Source organism: Devosia sp. CAU 1758 (genome assembly GCF_054482695.1).
The window spans coordinates 317,158-334,476 of record NZ_JBTLRJ010000002.1; the positions used below are offsets into that span (position 1 = coordinate 317,158).

The window sequence follows — 17,319 nt, forward strand, 5'->3', positions numbered from 1 at the left end:
ACGTCTTTCTGGTCCATGACCATTCTTGTGCCGGCCAATGGGGGCAAACTAGCATTATGGGAGAGGCGTTACGGCCACCACACTTCCCAGACGATTTTGGAATACGATGCGCCCTACCCCCGCCAGCAGGTCTGGCTCTATCGGGTCGGTGACGACCACGTAGTCCGCGCCAACTGCCTGTCCCAGCATCACCCAGCGTCGGGCCACACCGGATTCGTCACTGTCGCGCACCGAAACGAATTCCCGCATTGCTGCCAAGCTGCTGCCCAGCTTTCCATGATTTGAATAGGCCAGCCAGCCGATGTCCTTCCAGTCGAAAGCGAGGGGTCGGCGCGCCAATGCCCGAATCGAAGGGCCCAGAGCGCGGGCGAAAAACGTCGCATTGGGCGGGGTCTCGTCACGGATAAATGCGAGCATTTCGCCCGCTGGGTCATCCGGCATCGGCGACGGGCACACCAGTTCGCCGCGCAGCCAGCACTGGATACCGGCTACGGGCCCAGCATTCTGCTCCATAACGGGCGGAAAGTGCACAGCGCCAAGCCAGAACACCATAACAACGGTCGGAAAGTACCGGCCCAAGCGGACACCGGAAAACCGGGTCGCACCCCAGACCGCTAGCAGCAGCAGCAGCGGTACCACGTAGCGAACCGCCCGGACGAGATCAAGCTGCAGCGGCTGCCGCCCCGCCATTCGCGAGGCGACGTTTTCAAGCACTGGAACCACGCAGGACAGAATGAACAGGCATGCGAGCAGGACGACGACTGCTAACAGTTTCCCGCGATCCTCTGCATCGTCGCCCCGCCACACCAGTGCCGCTCCCAGCCCGGCCATGCCCAGCAGCAGGACACGCGGTCCGGACAGGATCGAAGCCAAGCTGCTCACAACACCATTGAAGACGTCGACATATTCTTCGGAGTAGCGCAGGCGCGTCGCCTGGTCCGTGAGCGCCGGATCTGCGCCATTCCGCGCATAAAGAATGTCGGAAACGTACTGGCCGAAATTTGGTGCGATGATGACGAGGAACAGGAGACCGCTGACCAACGCAAGACCCGCTAGGCGAAGCGGAGTTGCTTTGCGATAGCCCTGCACCAGCATAGCTGCCATCATCGACAGCGCCACCGGTGGACCCGAAGCCGGGTGCAGCCAAAAGGCAAAGCCGGCAAGGAGAAAAGTCGCGAGCCAGTATCTGACGTCGTCACCGGCCTGCAACATCAGCAGGATCAAGAACGGGAAGTAGGCGCTGAACAGTACCCTCGGCTGTGCCTCCTGGAACAGCCCCCAGTAGTCACCCGCGACAGTCTCAAGGGAGAAGGTGCAGGCCAGCGCAAGCATCAGCCCCGCAAACCTGCTGCCTGTGACATGACATCCAAGCAGATACCAGCCGAGTAGAAACGCGAACGACGATATGCCCTTGAGCGCCCTCATCACGTCGTCGGGCTGGCCCAGGCCTGCCATCTCCGACAGTTGGAACAGCACGACGTTGATGTTGTTGTAGAAGGTGTAGTTGGACGGCGTGTCGAAGAGAAAATCCAACGCATATAGGTCCGGATAGAGACCGGCCAGCGCCCGCGTCAGGATCATGGTGCTGTCTCCCCCAAGTATCGGGCCCGGGGTAACGGCGAAGGCTCCGGCGAAATCGGCAAAGCCCAGAACAGCGAAGAGCAGAACGATGAAAACGTCCGGATCGCTGTCACGCGCTGCAGGCGGCCTCATGGCATCCCCCGGATCATCGTTGTTTTCCTCGCTCAACTTGGCGTCCAGGTTTGGATGTGAGGAGGAGCGCATGAAGTCAATGCCATTCTCACGTTCTCGGCTTGATATTCGCTTCCCTACACCATGTACCAATCGATCTGGGCAAGCGCTTGCGCATGCTCTATGAGAAGGCCCGGCAGCCAACAGGTGTGCCGAATCTGCATGCAATCAGGACATCCCAGTGAAGATTCTTGTTACGGGCAGCGCCGGCTTCATCGGCTTCCATGTGGCCAAGCGGCTTATCGGCCGCGGCGACGAAGTGGTCGGGGTCGACGTCGTCAATGACTATTACGACCCTGCCCTGAAGGAAGCGCGTCTCCAGATTTTGAATGAATTGAGCACCCAGCAGGGTGCGCGCTACCAGTTCGTGCGTGGCAACTTGGCCGATCGCGACGTAGTTGATGCTCTGTTTGGCGACCACCGGTTCGATCGCGTCATCCATTTGGCCGCGCAAGCCGGGGTGCGATACAGCATTGAGAACCCCCACTCCTACGTTGAAAGCAATATCATTGCCTTCACCAACATCCTTGAGGCTTGCCGGCATGCTCAGGTGGAACACCTGACCTATGCGTCGACTTCGAGCGTTTATGGTGCCAACACCAAGATGCCGTTCTCTGAGCATGACGGTGTGGATCATCCCCTTCAGTTCTATGCTGCAACAAAGCGCGCCAATGAACTGATGGCGCATAGCTACAGCAATCTTTTTGCACTCCCGACGACCGGCCTGCGGTTCTTTACGGTTTACGGGCCATGGGGGCGACCGGACATGGCGCTCTTCAAGTTTACCCAGAAAATGCTGTCCGGCGAGCCCATCCCCGTCTTCAATTTTGGCAACCACACCCGTGACTTTACCTATGTCGACGACATTGCCGAGGGGGTCATACGCGCCAGTGACAAGATTGCAGCGGCCGATCCGGAATGGGACAGCGCAAATCCCGACCCGGCCACCAGCAATGCCCCGTTCCGCCTGCTGAACGTGGGTAACAGCAACCCGGTGACACTATCGGCCTATATCGAGGCTCTGGAACGCGCCCTGGGCGTCAAGGCGATTCTGGATTTGCTTCCGTTGCAGCCGGGCGACGTGCCCAATACGTCTTCCGATGTCAGCGAGCTGCAGACACTGGTGGGATATAAACCCGACACGAGCATCGATGACGGCGTCGGAGCATTCGTTGTCTGGTATCGAGACTATTATGGCGTTTAGGCGCGTATTCGGCAGATTTGCGACGGGTTGTCCGGTGCCTCCGAGAATGCAGCGGGTCGAAAACCCGGTCAGCGGCCAGATGCCGGATGACCTTGTGGCACATCGCCTGATGTTGAATACTTCAGCAGCATGCGCAGGGGGCATTTAATATGACTGTCAACACCAATCTTGCCGCGGCCTACCTGAAGCTGAGTACGCCTATCCGTCGACGTGGATTCAAGCGGTTCATGAGTGTCGTCAATTACGTATTTCCATTTGGCGCTGCGGCCAGGGTCACCATGCCCGTAAATGGAGGCGAATTTGCTTTCCCGGCAGGCGATCGTTACTGGCTTTATTACTTGCTCACTAATACCCCTTATGAACCCGAACTCCTGCATCTGCTCGATCATCTGGCCGAGATGCCGTCGTTGTTCTTAGATTGCGGTGCCAATATGGGATATTGGTCCGTCGTCATGAGCGCCACCGTTCCGACTGTATCCATCGAAGCCTCGAGCGAAAGTTTTGGTTGGTTGCAGCAAAATCGGACCGGAAACTCAAACCGGTTCCAGGTCATTCACGCCGCCATAACGGATGGATCTACTCAATTTGTGTCATTCTCGAAGACCGGTCACTCGGCTGGACGCCACATTTCGGATAGTGGTGAAACCGAACGCATCCCCACCGTGACAGTCGATCAGTTGGTCGCGCAAACGCCGCGGAACGCAACTGGCCCGATCCTGGTGAAGCTGGACGTGGAAGGTGTGGAGGTGGAAGCATTTCGGGGCGCGACCGCCACCTTGCAGGGGAACTCCCTTTTTCTTTACGAAGACCACGGCAAGGACCAAGATTGCATCCCGACCGCCTACCTCCTTGGGGAGGGCCGGCGTGTTTGTTTTGTCTCCGAGGCGGGGGACGTTGTCCCCATCCGGTCAATTGACGATGCGCGTGCTGTCAAAGCCAATGCGTACACCGGCTACAACTTCGTTGCGCTGGGCGATAGGGCGGAGTTGTCGCTCTGAATTCTGTTTTCAGCAATCCGCTGGCCGGTGCAAGTGTGTCAGTCCACGTATCGAGAAACCTCGCTCGGCATAATATTTGCTCGCGTTGTAGCGAAATGGCTCGCTGAGGCTTTGCCGAAGAGCAGACTCTTTGTGGCCGGGATCCATGTGTCCCGCCCTGCCGCTGAGGTCCCGAGTGAGGACGAGACAGTTGCTCTCCTGTGGGGTTCGCCGATTATGACAATCGACCGCCACAGCAGTTTGTTGCGTGGCTGAATCAGTCACGGTCGGCCGGGGGCGCGCGAATGTCCGAAAGCTAGCGGACTTGTACGATTGCTTCGGAGGGCCTGTACTTAGCTAGGATAGCCGCCCGAATTGCTTCCGCGGTGCTGCGTGCCGCCGCTTCCTGCGTCCCGGAGGCCGATGCGATTTCAACTGGCGTCAGCTTGCCTGTTTGGTAGCTCGTATCGGAAAAGCGCGTGGTCTCGAAAAGGACGATGCCGCCCTGCGAAATCGTCGCCGTTGCCGTGACACGGATATTGGCCGGCCTTGAGACGGAAAAGGCATTCGAGACCGACCCGGGCAGCCCGCCGGCCGAGGCGGAGATGTCCAACACCGGATCAAGCGGACTTGCCTCGCCTGGAAAAGCAACCTTGAGGCGGTCGAGAATGATCTGCTCGAGGCGGCTATTGGATGGCGCGAAATTGAAACGGGCCGACGCGAGGCTTCCATCGGTAGCTCGATCACCATATACGGGGGCAAAGCTGGTGCATCCGGCCAGCAGGCCGAGGAGAGTCAAGGCAATGGCGATGGGCAGGAGCTTATGTTTCTTCACGTTCCGCCTCCCTATTCCAACCAGCTCTTGATCGGCACGGCGCCCGAATAGCCGACATCCAGCCCAGCGGGCGCCAGCAGCCTGAAGGTTGCCGTGGCGCGCAGATCATTGGCTGACCTGTGGGTCGGGCCAGTTCGCGTCACCGCTCCGGAGACGACCAGATAGCCATCATTGTAGGTGACGCCACCGCCAACCTGAAGGTAACTGCCGGCGTCGATATCCCAGTAAGCGTTGCCGCTCACGGTCCAGTACTCTGCCACTGGGAGCGAGAGTTCCACGCCGACCTCGTGCATATCGCGAATATTACCAGTCGCCGGCGTCGCGGCGGCAAAGCCGTAGTTGAGCGCGCCGGACCAGCCGTCCCGACCATAACTGACACCCAGCCCGGCACGGGTGAGAGCAAACGTGCTGGTATCAACCTGGACCTTGGCGCCTGCCTTGAGGGTATCGGCCAGTGATCCATAGGCGCCCAGCACCGCGTAGGAGCTCGCGTTCTCCAGCCCGGAGGCTACGCCGACCTGCTGCCGGTTGGGCGCAGCGAACGCATTGGTACCGGCCAGCTGGAACGACTGCCCGCCGACCAATTCGAAATAGCTGCCATCGTCGAGGCTGGCCAGATACCGACCGCCGACATTGAGGCGGAGGCCGGTCTCCTGCCGGTCAATGCCGGTAAAACGGTTGTAGCTGAACACATTGGTGTCGTCGAACACCAGGCTTTGGGAGTCCTCATTGGTGATCCCAGGAGCGATATTGGACGCACCCCGATAGACGATCTGGCCAATCGGCTCGATCAGGTGGGTGACGCCATTGCCATAGGCCGCCAACGGATAGCGGATATCGAGGGCAGCAATCGGGGTTGCGCTGAGGAGCGTCTGGGCAGCGGGAGCCGAGGCCAGCGCGCTATTGCCGTCATAGCCTGCCCCATCCAGCCGAAGCCCGAGGAACGGGGTGATGACGGCTCCCCCGGCGATCCACTGGTTTTGCCAGCTGGCCTGCGCCATGCCGTGGATACGGGTGCCGGCATAGCCATAGTCATAGGGGATGCCATTGACCGTGGTGGTCGAGTCAGCGGCGCGCGTGATGGCGAGCAGCCGCCCCTCGACCTCGATCCGCCCGCCACCATCAGGGATGGCGAAAGTGCGGGCGACCCGGACATTGGGCAGGGCTATGCCCTGCTGGTCGCGAGTCTGTTGGGTGTTGTTGCCAAGCAGATTGACCTGCTGGATGCGCGCGTCGATATAGGTGTCATCGGAGAGGTGCGTCGCATAGACCTCGTTGACAGCCGAGCGCCGCGGGTCCAGCAGGTAATCGGCGAAATAGGCGCTGTCGGTGAAAACCGAATAGGCGGCTCCGAGTGTCCAGTCCTCGACCGGCTTCAATTCGCCGGCGGCCTGGACAGCGCCGCGCCAATCGCGCTGCGCGTCGGCGAAGGTGAAGGCCATCTTGTTGAACTGGTAGAGACCGGAGGCCTTGATGCTGAACGATCCCCGGTCGAAACGCTGTATCCACTCGGCCCCCATGAGGAAGCCCTGCCCGCTCAGAAGCGTGGGCGAGAGGATAATGCTGGTGTGCCGGGTCGAATAGACGGCAAAAGGCAGCTCGACCTTGACCCCGATTTCCTCGCTATAGCCAAGACTGGGCTTGGGGATGGATTCAAGGGCCTCATTGCTCATGTCGGGCAGCCAGAGATAAGGCAGCCAGGCAACGGGTATCCCGAGCAGCGCGATGGAGGGTTGCTCGAGGGTGATCGAATTGTCCTCGGCGTTCTGAACGATTCGAGCGGCGCTGATCGACCAGCCGATGCGGTGACCCGATGTGCTGATGCATTCCCCGCAAGGGGCATATTGCGCATTGGTCAGGATGGAGTTCAGCACCTGGTCAAACTCGGCACTGTCTGCCGTGATGCGGGAGCCGTCGTGGGCCGTCAGGGTCATGCTATCGAGCACGGCCCGCTTAAATCCGCCCGTCAGGTTCAGCGTGTCACTGCGCGATACATTGCCGGCCGGGTCGGTGACGGTGGCATCACCGATTAATTCCATTTCGCCGGCATCGCGGCGGTAGACCAGTTCGCGGCCAGTCAGGACATAGCCGCTGACGCGCAAGACGACATCGCCACGGGCGACGATGACATTGTTGACGGAGTCGAAGACCAGTTCCTCGGCCTCGATGGCCGTCGGCGCTGACGGGTCAATGGGCGCGCTGAAGAAGTCCTGCGGCAACAGTCCCTGCGCAAGGGTGGGCTGAACCATAGCCAGGCCTGTCGTGACCAAGGCCATTGAGCCAAGCAAAGCTGCGCCTATGCCGGACTTCACGGCAAAGTCCCCCCTGCGCTATGTGCTCTGGATACTCGGCTCGGCATTGACCACACTACGCTGATACAAGAAAACGCAACGCCGTCCAAAGCCGAAACGCCCGTGGCCGACAAACTACCGGTCAATGTAAAGGCGGGCAATGAAGAATGTACGAATCGGCGGGAAAGTGACCTGCCTGCCAGCAGTGCTGGCCAGGCATTCTCAATCGCGCGCTTGCCGGCCGAATATCACACAGCTATTTGAAGGCCCATGACATCGAACCCCAAGATCATCATCCCCTTCATCGCCCTCACGGCCGTTCTCGCCATAGGGCCGGTTGCTCCGGAAGCCGGGAACATCCTCTTCTTGGTCGCAGGTGGGACCGCAATTGCGTTCATGTGGCCCGGCGCCCTGCGGGAGCTTGTACGCCCTGTCGCGTGGATGCCGCTGGCCGGGCTTGCCCTGATCGCCGTCGCCTACACGGCAAGTGCTGGTGTGGCGGGTCTTTCCGGCCTGCTCTATTTCACGCCCATGCTGGCTGTGTGGCCTCTTCTAGCCGCGTTTCGGGGGACTGATTTGGGTGAGCATGGGTTGCTGTTGGGCATTCTGGCCCTTTGCGGGGCTTCCGGTGCCGCCATCATGGCGCTGAGCGAGGTACAGGCAACAGGAACCGTCAGGGCAGGCGCTGCAATCGCCAACCCCATTCACTTCGCAGATGTCGCCTTGTTAGTCGGCTTCCTTGGCCTGATCGGAATGGCCTTTGCTCGCTCGTATTGGCGCATACTGTTTGTGGTCGCCCCGATCATGTCTGTCATTGCGGTGGCACTATCGGGCACTCGCGGCGCCGTTGTCGCGGTCATGGCCATGCTCCTTGCCTTCGCCGTTAGCATCGCCGCTGTGCAATTGGTCAGCCGTCGCCTTGTGCTTGCCGGAACCGTCGTGCTGGTGGCGATCGGCGCATTAGCCTTGGCCGTGGGTGGAAGTCAGATATCGGGCATCGAGCGCGTCCTGTCAGATATCGCCGAAACCCTGGCGCATGGGGCCCCGACGGACAATTCCACCGATGTACGCCTCCAAATGTATCTCGGTGGGGCCCGTGCGGTTCTGGAGGCCCCGATTTTCGGCCATGGTCCGCTGGCATTTACTGCAGTTGCCGACAGCCTCGCGGATATGCCATTCGGGAACACGCCTCACCTGCACAACGACATCATCGACATGGCTGCCAGCGGCGGCATTCTTGGACTTACTACCTACTTTCTCATGGTGCTGGCACCCTTGGTCGAGGCGTTTCGCGCACCAGCTTCTGCAGTTCGCCCGTGGACAATTGTTCTGGCTTCGACCCTTGTCACCGGATTTTTTGTCATGGGGCTGACCAATGCCATGTTCGGTATTCTGACGGTCACCACCTCCTTTGCAGCCGTTTGTGTGATGATCGGTATGCTGGGGAATTCGACGGTCTCGTCCGATGCGGCGGAAGCGGAAGCCACCGATCTATAGGCTTTACTGGAAATCACAGTTCCTACACCGCGTTTCGGAGTTTGATCGCGTCCGTCTGTGCCGTCCAGCAACTATGGCGCGGGCGACTTGGACGATGACGAATCACGCCCATCTCCGGCGCGTGGCAGGTCTACCTCTACCCCAAAGGATAATCCGAAGGTTCTCCCAAGACATAGAACCGTGACAATGTCCTTGCCCAATTAAGATGCGTGGCATCAAGACCGATCAGATAGGAGGTCTGGATCAGCGGCCGATCGCCGAGCCTGGGATGACCGATGACAGTGCCCACCAGGATGACGCGCTGCGGACCCAGTTCGACGAAGTGCCAGTTGTGAAGCCGCGGGGCGCGATCGAGCGTTTCCGGCCCCGGACGCCAGCCGGAGGCATGTTCGGCCAGATGGAAGTACCTCAGGTCTTCGAGGCCAAGGGAAAATGGTACATGCTGTTCTGCACCGACGGATCGCACTGGTCCGAAGCTTACAAGCGGATCAACCCGGAGACTCCGGTGCGCGGAACGCACTATTTGATGGCCAACGATCCGTTTGGTCCGTGGGACGTGGCGCCGGGCGCCTTTTTCGATGGCGCACAGGGCAGCCGATATGCCGGCAAGATCGTCGAGACGGACGATGGACTGGTGTTCATGGGCTTCCGGCATGATGCGGCTGACGGTTCGTTCGTCGGCCAGGTTTCTGATCCCATTCCTGTCAGGATGGACCAAGACGGCCTGCTCCACACCGAACTCGACAAACTTCCACCCGGTGCCCGGGTCTAGGGCACAAGAAGATCATCATGGCCGGTTTGAGCCTGAACCAGATCCGCAAGACCTATGGCAAGGTCGAAGTCATAAAGGGCGTCGATCTCGAGATCGAGCACGGCGAGTTCGTGGTTTTTGTCGGCCCATCGGGATGCGGCAAGTCCACGCTGTTGCGCATGATCGCGGGGCTCGAGGACATCACCGGCGGTGAGCTGAAAATCGGGGACCGGCTGGTCAATACCGTGCAGCCGCGAGACCGTGGCGTCGCCATGGTGTTCCAGTCCTATGCGCTCTATCCGCACATGAGTGTCTACGACAATGTCGGCTTTGGTCTCAGGCTCAAGAAGACGCCGAAAGACGAACGCGACGCCAAGATCCGCGAAGCCGCGCGCATCCTGCAAATGGAGCATCTGCTGGACCGCAAACCGGCCCAACTCCCTGGTGGGCAGCGACAGCGCGTCGCTATCGGCCGTGCCATTGTCCGGCAGCCCGAGGTATTTCTGTTCGACGAGCCCCTGTCGAACCTCGATGCGTCCTTACGCATGGACATGCGGATGGAGATTTCCAAGCTCCATCAAGACCTCGGCGCCACCATGATCTACGTCACCCACGACCAGGTCGAGGCCATGACCCTGGCCGACAAGATCGTGGTGCTCAATGGCGGCGTGGTGCAGCAGGTCGGTTCGCCTCTCGAGCTCTATCACCGCCCGGCCAACCTGTTCGTGGCCGGCTTCATCGGCTCGCCCAAGATGAACTTCGTCGAGGTTATGGTCGACGCGGCCGATAAGGGTTCAATTCGAATATCCAGCCCAACCATGCGCGCCATCTCCGTCCCGATTGCAGGGGGTGGCCAGAAGGCCGGTGACACCCTGACGCTCGGCGTGCGCCCCTATGACTTCAAGCCGACGCCAAACGGACCCTTTACCGGAGCCGTCACATTGGTCGAGCACCTGGGTAACGAGACCATCGTCAATATGTCGCTGCCCAGCGGGCAACACCTGATCGTGGCACTGGACGGCGACACCGCCTGCAGCGTTGGTCAGAGCCTGACGTTGGGTTTCGCGGCAGAGAAGGCCGCCCTCTTCGACCAGACTGGCCATCGGATCAATCTCAAATAGGCGCTGCGCATTTGGCGGACCATCGCCAAGGGTCACGCGACGGCATAGTATCCCCGATACCAATCCACAAAATGGGCAACACCCGTTTTGACATCCGTTTCCGGCAAGGTTCCAAGAAGGGCGCGCAACAGGCTGGTGTCTGACTGCGTTGCAACGACATCGCCGGGCTGCATGCCTATGAGGTTGAGAATTGCCTCGCGGCCAAGGGCAGTCTCGATTGCCTTGATAAAGTCCATCAGCTCGACCGGCTGGCCTCCCGCGATATTGAGCGTCCGGAACGGCGCTATGGGCGAAAGGCTGTCTCCCTCAAAACTTTGACCCGGCATTGGTGGCAGCCCGCCAAGGTCAGCGATGGCATCGACGAGATCATCCACGTAGGTGAAATCCCGCCGCATTTTTCCGTGGCCATAGACATCTATCGGCCGCCCATTGAGGATTGCTTCGGTGAATTTGAACAGCGCCATGTCCGGCCGACCCCATGGACCATAGACGGTGAAGAAGCGGACGCAGGTGGATGCAATGCCGAACAGGTGAGCATAGGAGTGCACCAGAGCCTCGCCCGATCTTTTGGTCGCAGCATACAGCGATGCCTGCGCATCGGTCCGGTCCGTTTCTGCAAAGGGCATTTTGGTGTTGCCGCCATAGACTGAACTTGTCGATGCAAAAACCAGGTGCCGGGGCGGGAAACGGCGCAAGGTCTCAAGTAGATTGGCGGTCCCGACGACGTTGGACTGAATGTAGCTCTTCGGCTGCTCGAGGCTGTAACGGACGCCGGCCTGGGCGGCCAGATGATAGACCACTTCTGGAACTGCTTCCTTGATCGAAGCGTCCAGAGTCTCGGCATCCTCCAGCATGGCTTGTATCTGGCGAAAACGCCCATGCTGCTCAAGCAGAGCAACACGCGCACGTTTCAAAGCCGGGTCATAATACTCGGTGAAACCATCGTAGCCGACGACGTCGTGGCCATCTTCAAGCAGACGGCGCGCCAGATGGAATCCTATGAAGCCTGCGGTGCCGGTAACTAATACTCGCATTGTTCTCTGTCCTGCCATGCTTATCGGCCACGCAAGGCGCGTGGAGCGGCTTGTTAAAGCATGAGCCGGGCGCGAACCCAATCCCTACTGGACTAACTACAGATTATGGCAGCGCACTCTGTGACCTGGTCCCACCATGGTCGGCCCCGGCATAGTTTCCTTGCAGACCGAACTTACCCTGGGGCAGCGCGAGACGAAGGGGCAGCCGAGGCTGTCTCGCGTCCAGACAGGAATATCGACGGCGCGGCGTGCCCGTCCGGTTTCGATCTTGCGGCTGGGGTTGGGGACGGATTCGATCAGGAGCTGGGTATAGGGGTGGCGGGGATTGTCGGTGATGTCCTGGCTGGGTCCCTGCTCCACCAGATGGCCGGCATACATCACCGCCGTTTCCTCGGCGAAGTATCGCGCCGTGGCGATGTCGTGGGTAATGTAGAGCGCAGCCAGATGCCGTTGCTGCTTGATGTCCTCGAGGAGGTTGAGAACGCCCAACCGTACCGAGACGTCGAGCATGGAGGTTGGCTCATCAGCCAGCAGCACGTCAGGCTGCACCGACAGCGCCCGGGCAATGGCGACACGCTGGCGCTGACCGCCAGAGAGTTCGTGTGGACGCCGCTTGAGATAGTCGGCCGCCGGCCGTAGCCCCACGCTTTCAAGCAGGGACAGCATCTCGGCCTCGATCGCCTTTCCCTTGAGATCGGGGCGATGCAGGCGGATCGGACGCTCAAGGTGATAGCCGATAGTCTGGGTGGGATTAAGAGACCCGAAGGGATCCTGGAAGATCATCTGCACCTGCGCGCGATATTGCTGCATGCGCTTGCCGTGAAAGTCGGTGATATTCTCTCCACGATAGCGGATGGCGCCGCCGGTCGGCTGATAGGCGCCGGCCAACATGCGGGCGCAGGTAGACTTGCCAGACCCTGACTCGCCGACCAGCGCCAGCGCCCTGCCCCTGACCAGTTTCAGGGACACGCCGGAAAGCGCCTTGAGGAAAGTCTGGTTGAGAAAGGCACCGCCAAGAACGAATTCCTTGTCGATATTGTCCATTTCGAGGACCGGACCATCGGCCAGTTCGGTGGCCCCGCGTCGTTCTAGCTCAATAAGTGACATGCGGCCTGGCTCCGGTGTTCTGGGTAAAAGCGCAATTCGGGGACCTCCGCGTGGCAGACGTCCATGGCGTGAGGGCAGCGTGGCGAGAACCGGCAACCCTGCGGCAGGTCGCGCAGGTCGGGCGGCGTACCGGCTATGCCCTCCATGCGGACACGGGGCCCGGTCAGCGGCGGAAAGCTGTTGCCAAGCGCACGCGTGTACGGATGCTGGGGATTAGTGAGAATGGCTTCCGAGGGCGCGACCTCGACCAGTTCGCCTGAATACATGACGCCGATGCGGTCGCAGAACTCGATCATCAGCCCCAGGTCATGAGTGATGAACAGAACCGAGAAGCCGAGCCGGTTCTTGAGTTCCACGATCTGCTCGATGATGTCGCGCTGCACCACCACGTCGAGCGCGGTGGTTGGCTCATCCATGATGATGAGCTTGGGTTGCAGAGCCAGGGCGATGGCAATGCAGATGCGCTGGCGCATGCCGCCGGAGAACTGGTGGGGAAAATCGTCAAGGCGCTTTGACGGGATGCCGACCAGTTCAAACAGCTCGACCGCACGGGCGCGGGCGCCGTCCTTGCCCAATTGCGGCTCGTGCGTTTCGATCACGTCCATGATCTGCTCGGCGACCGGGATGACCGGATTGAGCGCGTTCATGGCCGACTGGAAGACGAAGCTGACCTCGTTCCAGCGATATGCCTTCAATCGGGCCTTGTCGAACTTCAGCACATCTTCGCCATTGAGACGCACTTGCCCGCCCGAAACCAAGCCCGGCAGGCGGGTCAGCCGCGCCAGCGCAAAGGCGACGGTGGACTTGCCGCAACCGCTTTCGCCGGCCAAGCCAAAGGCCTCCCCCTCGCGGATGTCGAAGTCGATACCATTGACGGCGCGGGCCATGGAGTGGTCCCCGACATAATCGACGGTGAGGTTCCTGACTTCGATCAATGTCCGATCAGAATACATCGGCGCTTCTCCCGCGGCTGTTAAGGAACTTGCGGATCAACCCGATCTTGCGCGAAGCACGCAATTGCGGGTTTGTGATTTCGTCCACCGAGAAGTTGACCATCACCAGCGCAGCGCCGGTGAGCATGATGGCAATGCAGGGTGGCCAGATTTCCCACCAGGCATTGCTCTGGAGGGCCAAGTTGTTCTGGGCCCAAAACAGCATGGTGCCCCAGGTGATGGCATTGGGATCGCCCAGGCCGATAAATTCCAATGCCGCTTCGGCAAGAATGGCCGCTATGGTTCCCAGCACCAGCCCACTCATGAAGAAGCTCAGCATGTTGGGGAAGATTTCGATGAGGATGATCCGCCATTTCTTTTCGCCCAGCAATTCGGCAGACAGCACGAATTCGCGGGTGCGCAGCGACAGGGTCTGCGTTCGGATGGTGCGGGCCGACCAGCCCCAGCCAGTCGCAGCCAGGACCACGCCGATCACCCAGGGCGAGGCGGTCTCCACCATCGTGGCAATAACGATGATGAGCGGCAGCCCCGGCAGCACCAGCACCACATTGACGAAAAAGGTGAGGATGTCGTCGACACGTCCGCCGAAATAGCCTGCGGAAATGCCGACGGCTAGGCCGACCAGCGCCGCCGTGAACCCGGCCCCAAAGCCGACGGTGAGGCTGATCCGGCCGCCATAGGCCAGTTGGGTGAAGACGTCCTTGCCCATCCGGGTGGTGCCGAGCACGTGTTCCTGGCTGGGCATGACATGGGGGCCACCGGCCCGGCGATTGGGATTGTAGTCGCTCAGCATGGGGCCAAAAATCGAGAAGAGGATCAGCGCCAGAAGAACGATGACGCCCGTCATCCCCTTGGGGTTGGTGGCGAAGGCGGCGAGGCCGGGCGGCAGATGGCTAGTCCAGCCGGGACGGGCCTTGACGCGCAATTCCTTCATCAGTTGCGCCTGGCTGGGCGCGGCGGACGCCATGGCCGCGGCGTCGAGGCGATCGGTAAGGGAATAGGATGATGGCTGGGTGATTTCGGTCATGGCTCAGCCTTTCCTCAGCCGCGGATCGAGAATGACATTGGCGATGTCGGACAGGAGATTGGCGACCAGAACCGCCGTGGTCAGCAGCAGAAGCTGGCCCTGAATGAAGGAATAATCCCTCGAGCCGATGGCGGTGAACGTGAATTTGCCGAGGCCCGGATAGTTGAACACTTGCTCGGTCACCAGCGCCCCGCCCAGCATGTAGCCAACGGAGAGCGCCAGCGAGGTGATCTGCGGAAGAATGGCGTTGCGCGCCACGTAGCGGTATTTCACCCGGTTGTCGGACAGACCCTTGGCCCGCGCGAGGATGACAAAATCATCGTTGAGCAGGTTGATCATGACGTTGCGCATGCCCAAGTGCCAGCCGCCAAAACTCACGAGGAAAATGGACAGTACCGGTAGGGTGGCATGATAGAGTACGCTGCCGATGAACTGGAAATCGAAGGCCGCCAACAAGTTCGGATCGTGCGCGCGCCCGAGGGGAAACCAGCGCAGCTGCAGCGAAAACGCATAGAACAGCACCAACGCTACGATAGCGGGCGTGAAGGCGTTCATCATGACGTTGATGGGCGTGAAAAAGCTGTCGAAAAATCCGCCCCGATTCCAGGCGGCATGGATGCCCATGATCGAACCGATGGTGAAGGCCAGCGCGATGGCGAGGCCGACCAGAACCAGCGTCCAGGTCGCGCCATAGAACAGCAGCGACGCAGTGGGCTCGGGGAATTGGACCGTCGAGATACCGAAATCGAGCCGGAACACACTGCCAATATAGGTGAGGTACTGCTCCCACAGGCTCCCTTCCAGTCCGTAGGACTGGCGGATGGCCGCAACCTGGGACTCGTTTAGGCGTCCCTGAAATGAGGCAATGATGCGATCGGAGGGATCGCCCGGCATCAGGCGCGGGATCAAGAAATTGAAGGTAATCGCTAGAAAAAACGCCGCGAAATAGAACGCGAGGCGTCTGGCCAGGAAGATCATGGCGGTCCGGTCCTTTCCACGGAAAAACCGGCGGGGCCCTTGGGAGGCAAGGGTCCCGCCGCGAGCACGAGCCTAGAACTCGGCGCCTTCGATAGGCTTCAGCGCCAGAGCATGCCAGACGCGCTCACGCGTGCCGTCATGGACCTGCGGACGGAACTTCTGGTCGTCCTCGGTGACCCAACCGGAGAACCGACGGGTCGAGTACTCGTACCAGATCGGGTTCGCGAACAGCGAGATGACCGGCAGGTTCTCAGCCACGGCCTTATGGATGTCGGTGAGGGCCGACTTTTGGGTGGCTTCGTCGGCCGAGCCCTTGAAGACGTCCAGAGCCGCCTCAACTTCGGGGATCTGCATCTGGTGCATGGCCTGAAAGTCGATCTGGCCCTCGACCATCAGGCGTGGATTGAACATGGGCGAGTACTGGTTGTAGGGCGTGGGGCCGCCATTGGTCCACATGACGTAAACGTCGAAATCGCCACGCGGCACGGCATCGAACCAAGCGCCCTGATCCACAGTCTTCAGCGAAGCGTTGACGCCGACATCCTGCAGGTTTTCGGCCACGGTCTGCCCGGTATTGACCCAGTCGGTCCAGCCCGACGGCATCGATATGCCGAAGGCAATCGGGGTCCCATCAGGATTGTCACGCCAGCCGTCACCGTCGGCATCGACGAAGCCGGCGGCGTCGAGGATGGCAATGGCTTCGTCCGGATTGTACTCCATCAGGGCCTTATAGGGTTCAAGAGCCGCCTCGTCGTACCAGGTGTTGTACATTTCACCGGTGCCGATGGGGAACTTGGTCGCCGTGGTCAAGCCGAAGGTCGAGATGTCGAGCAGGGTCTGGCGGTCGATGGCGACCGACATGGCCTTGCGGAACTCGAGGTTGTCGAACGGGGCCTTGGTGGTGTTGAGCTGCAGGTTCACGTCCGAACCGGCCGGGAGCCAGTAATTGTTGAACTCGGACTGCGGCAGGAAGGTCACGTCGGGATCGGTGAGGCCGTCGCCGAGCCAGTCGAGATCGCCGGCCGAAAGCGCGGCCACGGTCTGCTCGTTGCCATTCATCTGCGGGAAGCGCAGGCAATCGATGGCGTTGTCGTCGTTGTAGCGGCTGAGCTCATTGCGGCACAGATCATGGCCATTTCGCGAGAAATTGGCCGGCTTGGTCCAGGGACCGGTGGCGACGACCTCTAGGTTTGCGTAGTTCTTGGGATCGTCCACGCTGCTCCAGACATGCTCGGGCAGCGGGTAGAGACCGTTGAGACCATAGCGGGCCAGGGCGTCTGGCTCGTTGAGGGTGAACTTGACGGTCAGATCGTCGATCTTCTCGGCACCTGTGACATTGCCGGTCTCGCCATTGTAGACGTCAATGCCCATCGGATAGTCAGGATGTGCCTTGGCATATTCGAAGCTGAACACCACGTCGTCGGCATTGAAGTCCTCGCCATCGCTCCACTTGACGCCTTCGCGCAGCGTGTAGGTGATGGATTTGAGGTCTTCGCCGATCTCCCAGCCGACGGCCAGCGCCTCTTCGTTTTCACCCGGATGCCAGATATTGTCGATCCAGAGCGGCTCGTAGGCAAAGTCGCGCATGCGCTGCTGCGGGCCGGTTGGGTTGTTGGGGTTGTAATTCTCCACCATTGCATCGGTGTGATAGGGCAGCAGGCGCAGGATGACCTGGTCCTGGGCCAGTACTGGCGCGGTGACGGCCAGCGCGGCTACCCCAACGCTCAACAGAGCAATGGCCCTGATCGATTTCATAGTAAGTCCCTCCACTTGTTTCTCCTCCTCGTGGAAC

General features: G+C 60.3%; 15 protein-coding genes. 5 read left to right on the forward strand and 10 right to left on the reverse strand.

Annotated elements, in window-relative coordinates:
* Positions 1-54 precede the first annotated feature (54 nt).
* Complete coding sequence (locus ACXYMS_RS07555) at positions 55-1,749, reverse strand: hypothetical protein (RefSeq protein WP_458905122.1); 1,695 nt, start codon at positions 1,747-1,749, stop codon at positions 55-57.
* 184 nt (positions 1,750-1,933) lie between these two features.
* On the opposite strand from ACXYMS_RS07555, the gene ACXYMS_RS07560 reads away from it, so the two are divergent.
* Both ACXYMS_RS07560 and ACXYMS_RS07565 read left to right on the forward strand, forming a co-directional pair.
* Positions 1,934-2,956 (forward strand): NAD-dependent epimerase, encoded by a 1,023-nt coding sequence (locus tag ACXYMS_RS07560; protein WP_458905123.1) that lies wholly within the window; start codon positions 1,934-1,936, stop codon positions 2,954-2,956.
* 149 nt (positions 2,957-3,105) lie between these two features.
* Complete coding sequence (locus ACXYMS_RS07565; RefSeq protein WP_458905125.1) at positions 3,106-3,954, forward strand: FkbM family methyltransferase; 849 nt, start codon at positions 3,106-3,108, stop codon at positions 3,952-3,954.
* Positions 3,955-4,249: 295 nt separating this feature from the next.
* Here ACXYMS_RS07565 and ACXYMS_RS07570 read toward each other — a convergent pair whose 3' ends face one another.
* Together ACXYMS_RS07570 and ACXYMS_RS07575 are read right to left on the reverse strand one after the other, a co-directional pair.
* Positions 4,250-4,768, reverse strand: coding sequence for a hypothetical protein (locus ACXYMS_RS07570; RefSeq protein WP_458905126.1), 519 nt, complete (start codon positions 4,766-4,768; stop codon positions 4,250-4,252).
* 11 nt (positions 4,769-4,779) lie between these two features.
* Positions 4,780-7,017 carry an LPS-assembly protein LptD gene (locus ACXYMS_RS07575; RefSeq protein WP_458905128.1) on the reverse strand — a complete coding sequence of 746 codons (2,238 nt, stop codon included), beginning with the start codon at positions 7,015-7,017 and terminating at the stop codon, positions 4,780-4,782.
* Between the two features lie 312 nt (positions 7,018-7,329).
* Here ACXYMS_RS07575 and ACXYMS_RS07580 point away from each other — a divergent pair, with 312 nt between their 5' ends.
* Positions 7,330-8,556, forward strand: a complete 1,227-nt coding sequence (locus ACXYMS_RS07580) for an O-antigen ligase family protein (RefSeq protein WP_458905130.1) — start codon at positions 7,330-7,332, stop codon at positions 8,554-8,556.
* A gap of 136 nt (positions 8,557-8,692) precedes the next feature.
* On the opposite strand, the gene ACXYMS_RS07585 is transcribed toward ACXYMS_RS07580, so the two are convergent.
* Positions 8,693-8,869 (reverse strand): DUF6634 family protein, encoded by a 177-nt coding sequence (locus tag ACXYMS_RS07585; protein ID WP_458905930.1) that lies wholly within the window; start codon positions 8,867-8,869, stop codon positions 8,693-8,695.
* On the opposite strand from ACXYMS_RS07585, the gene ACXYMS_RS07590 reads away from it, so the two are divergent.
* Positions 8,825-9,328: a hypothetical protein gene (locus ACXYMS_RS07590; protein WP_458905959.1), complete on the forward strand. Its 504-nt coding sequence runs from the start codon at positions 8,825-8,827 to the stop codon at positions 9,326-9,328. The genes ACXYMS_RS07585 and ACXYMS_RS07590 overlap by 45 nt on opposite strands.
* Before the next feature lie 17 nt (positions 9,329-9,345).
* Positions 9,346-10,428, forward strand: a complete 1,083-nt coding sequence (locus ACXYMS_RS07595; protein WP_458905131.1) for an ABC transporter ATP-binding protein — start codon at positions 9,346-9,348, stop codon at positions 10,426-10,428.
* 32 nt (positions 10,429-10,460) lie between these two features.
* Here ACXYMS_RS07595 and ACXYMS_RS07600 read toward each other — a convergent pair whose 3' ends face one another.
* The 6 genes from ACXYMS_RS07600 to ACXYMS_RS07625 all read right to left on the reverse strand — a co-directional run bounded on the left by ACXYMS_RS07600 (position 10,461) and on the right by ACXYMS_RS07625 (position 17,282).
* Positions 10,461-11,462, reverse strand: coding sequence for an NAD-dependent epimerase/dehydratase family protein (locus ACXYMS_RS07600; protein ID WP_458905133.1), 1,002 nt, complete (start codon positions 11,460-11,462; stop codon positions 10,461-10,463).
* Positions 11,463-11,558: 96 nt separating this feature from the next.
* A complete protein-coding gene (locus tag ACXYMS_RS07605) occupies positions 11,559-12,569 on the reverse strand; it encodes an ABC transporter ATP-binding protein (protein ID WP_458905135.1) in 1,011 nt (336 codons plus the stop codon).
* Positions 12,551-13,522 carry an ABC transporter ATP-binding protein gene (locus tag ACXYMS_RS07610; RefSeq protein ID WP_458905137.1) on the reverse strand — a complete coding sequence of 324 codons (972 nt, stop codon included), beginning with the start codon at positions 13,520-13,522 and terminating at the stop codon, positions 12,551-12,553. Before ACXYMS_RS07610 ends, ACXYMS_RS07605 begins: the two co-directional genes overlap by 19 nt.
* Positions 13,512-14,549, reverse strand: a complete 1,038-nt coding sequence (locus ACXYMS_RS07615; RefSeq protein WP_458905138.1) for an ABC transporter permease — start codon at positions 14,547-14,549, stop codon at positions 13,512-13,514. Before ACXYMS_RS07615 ends, ACXYMS_RS07610 begins: the two co-directional genes overlap by 11 nt.
* A gap of 3 nt (positions 14,550-14,552) precedes the next feature.
* Complete coding sequence (locus ACXYMS_RS07620; RefSeq protein ID WP_458905140.1) at positions 14,553-15,527, reverse strand: ABC transporter permease; 975 nt, start codon at positions 15,525-15,527, stop codon at positions 14,553-14,555.
* Positions 15,528-15,599: 72 nt separating this feature from the next.
* The gene (locus ACXYMS_RS07625) at positions 15,600-17,282 is read right to left on the reverse strand and encodes an ABC transporter substrate-binding protein (RefSeq protein WP_458905142.1); all 1,683 of its coding nucleotides are present in this window, start codon (positions 17,280-17,282) and stop codon (positions 15,600-15,602) included.
* Positions 17,283-17,319 lie beyond the last annotated feature (37 nt).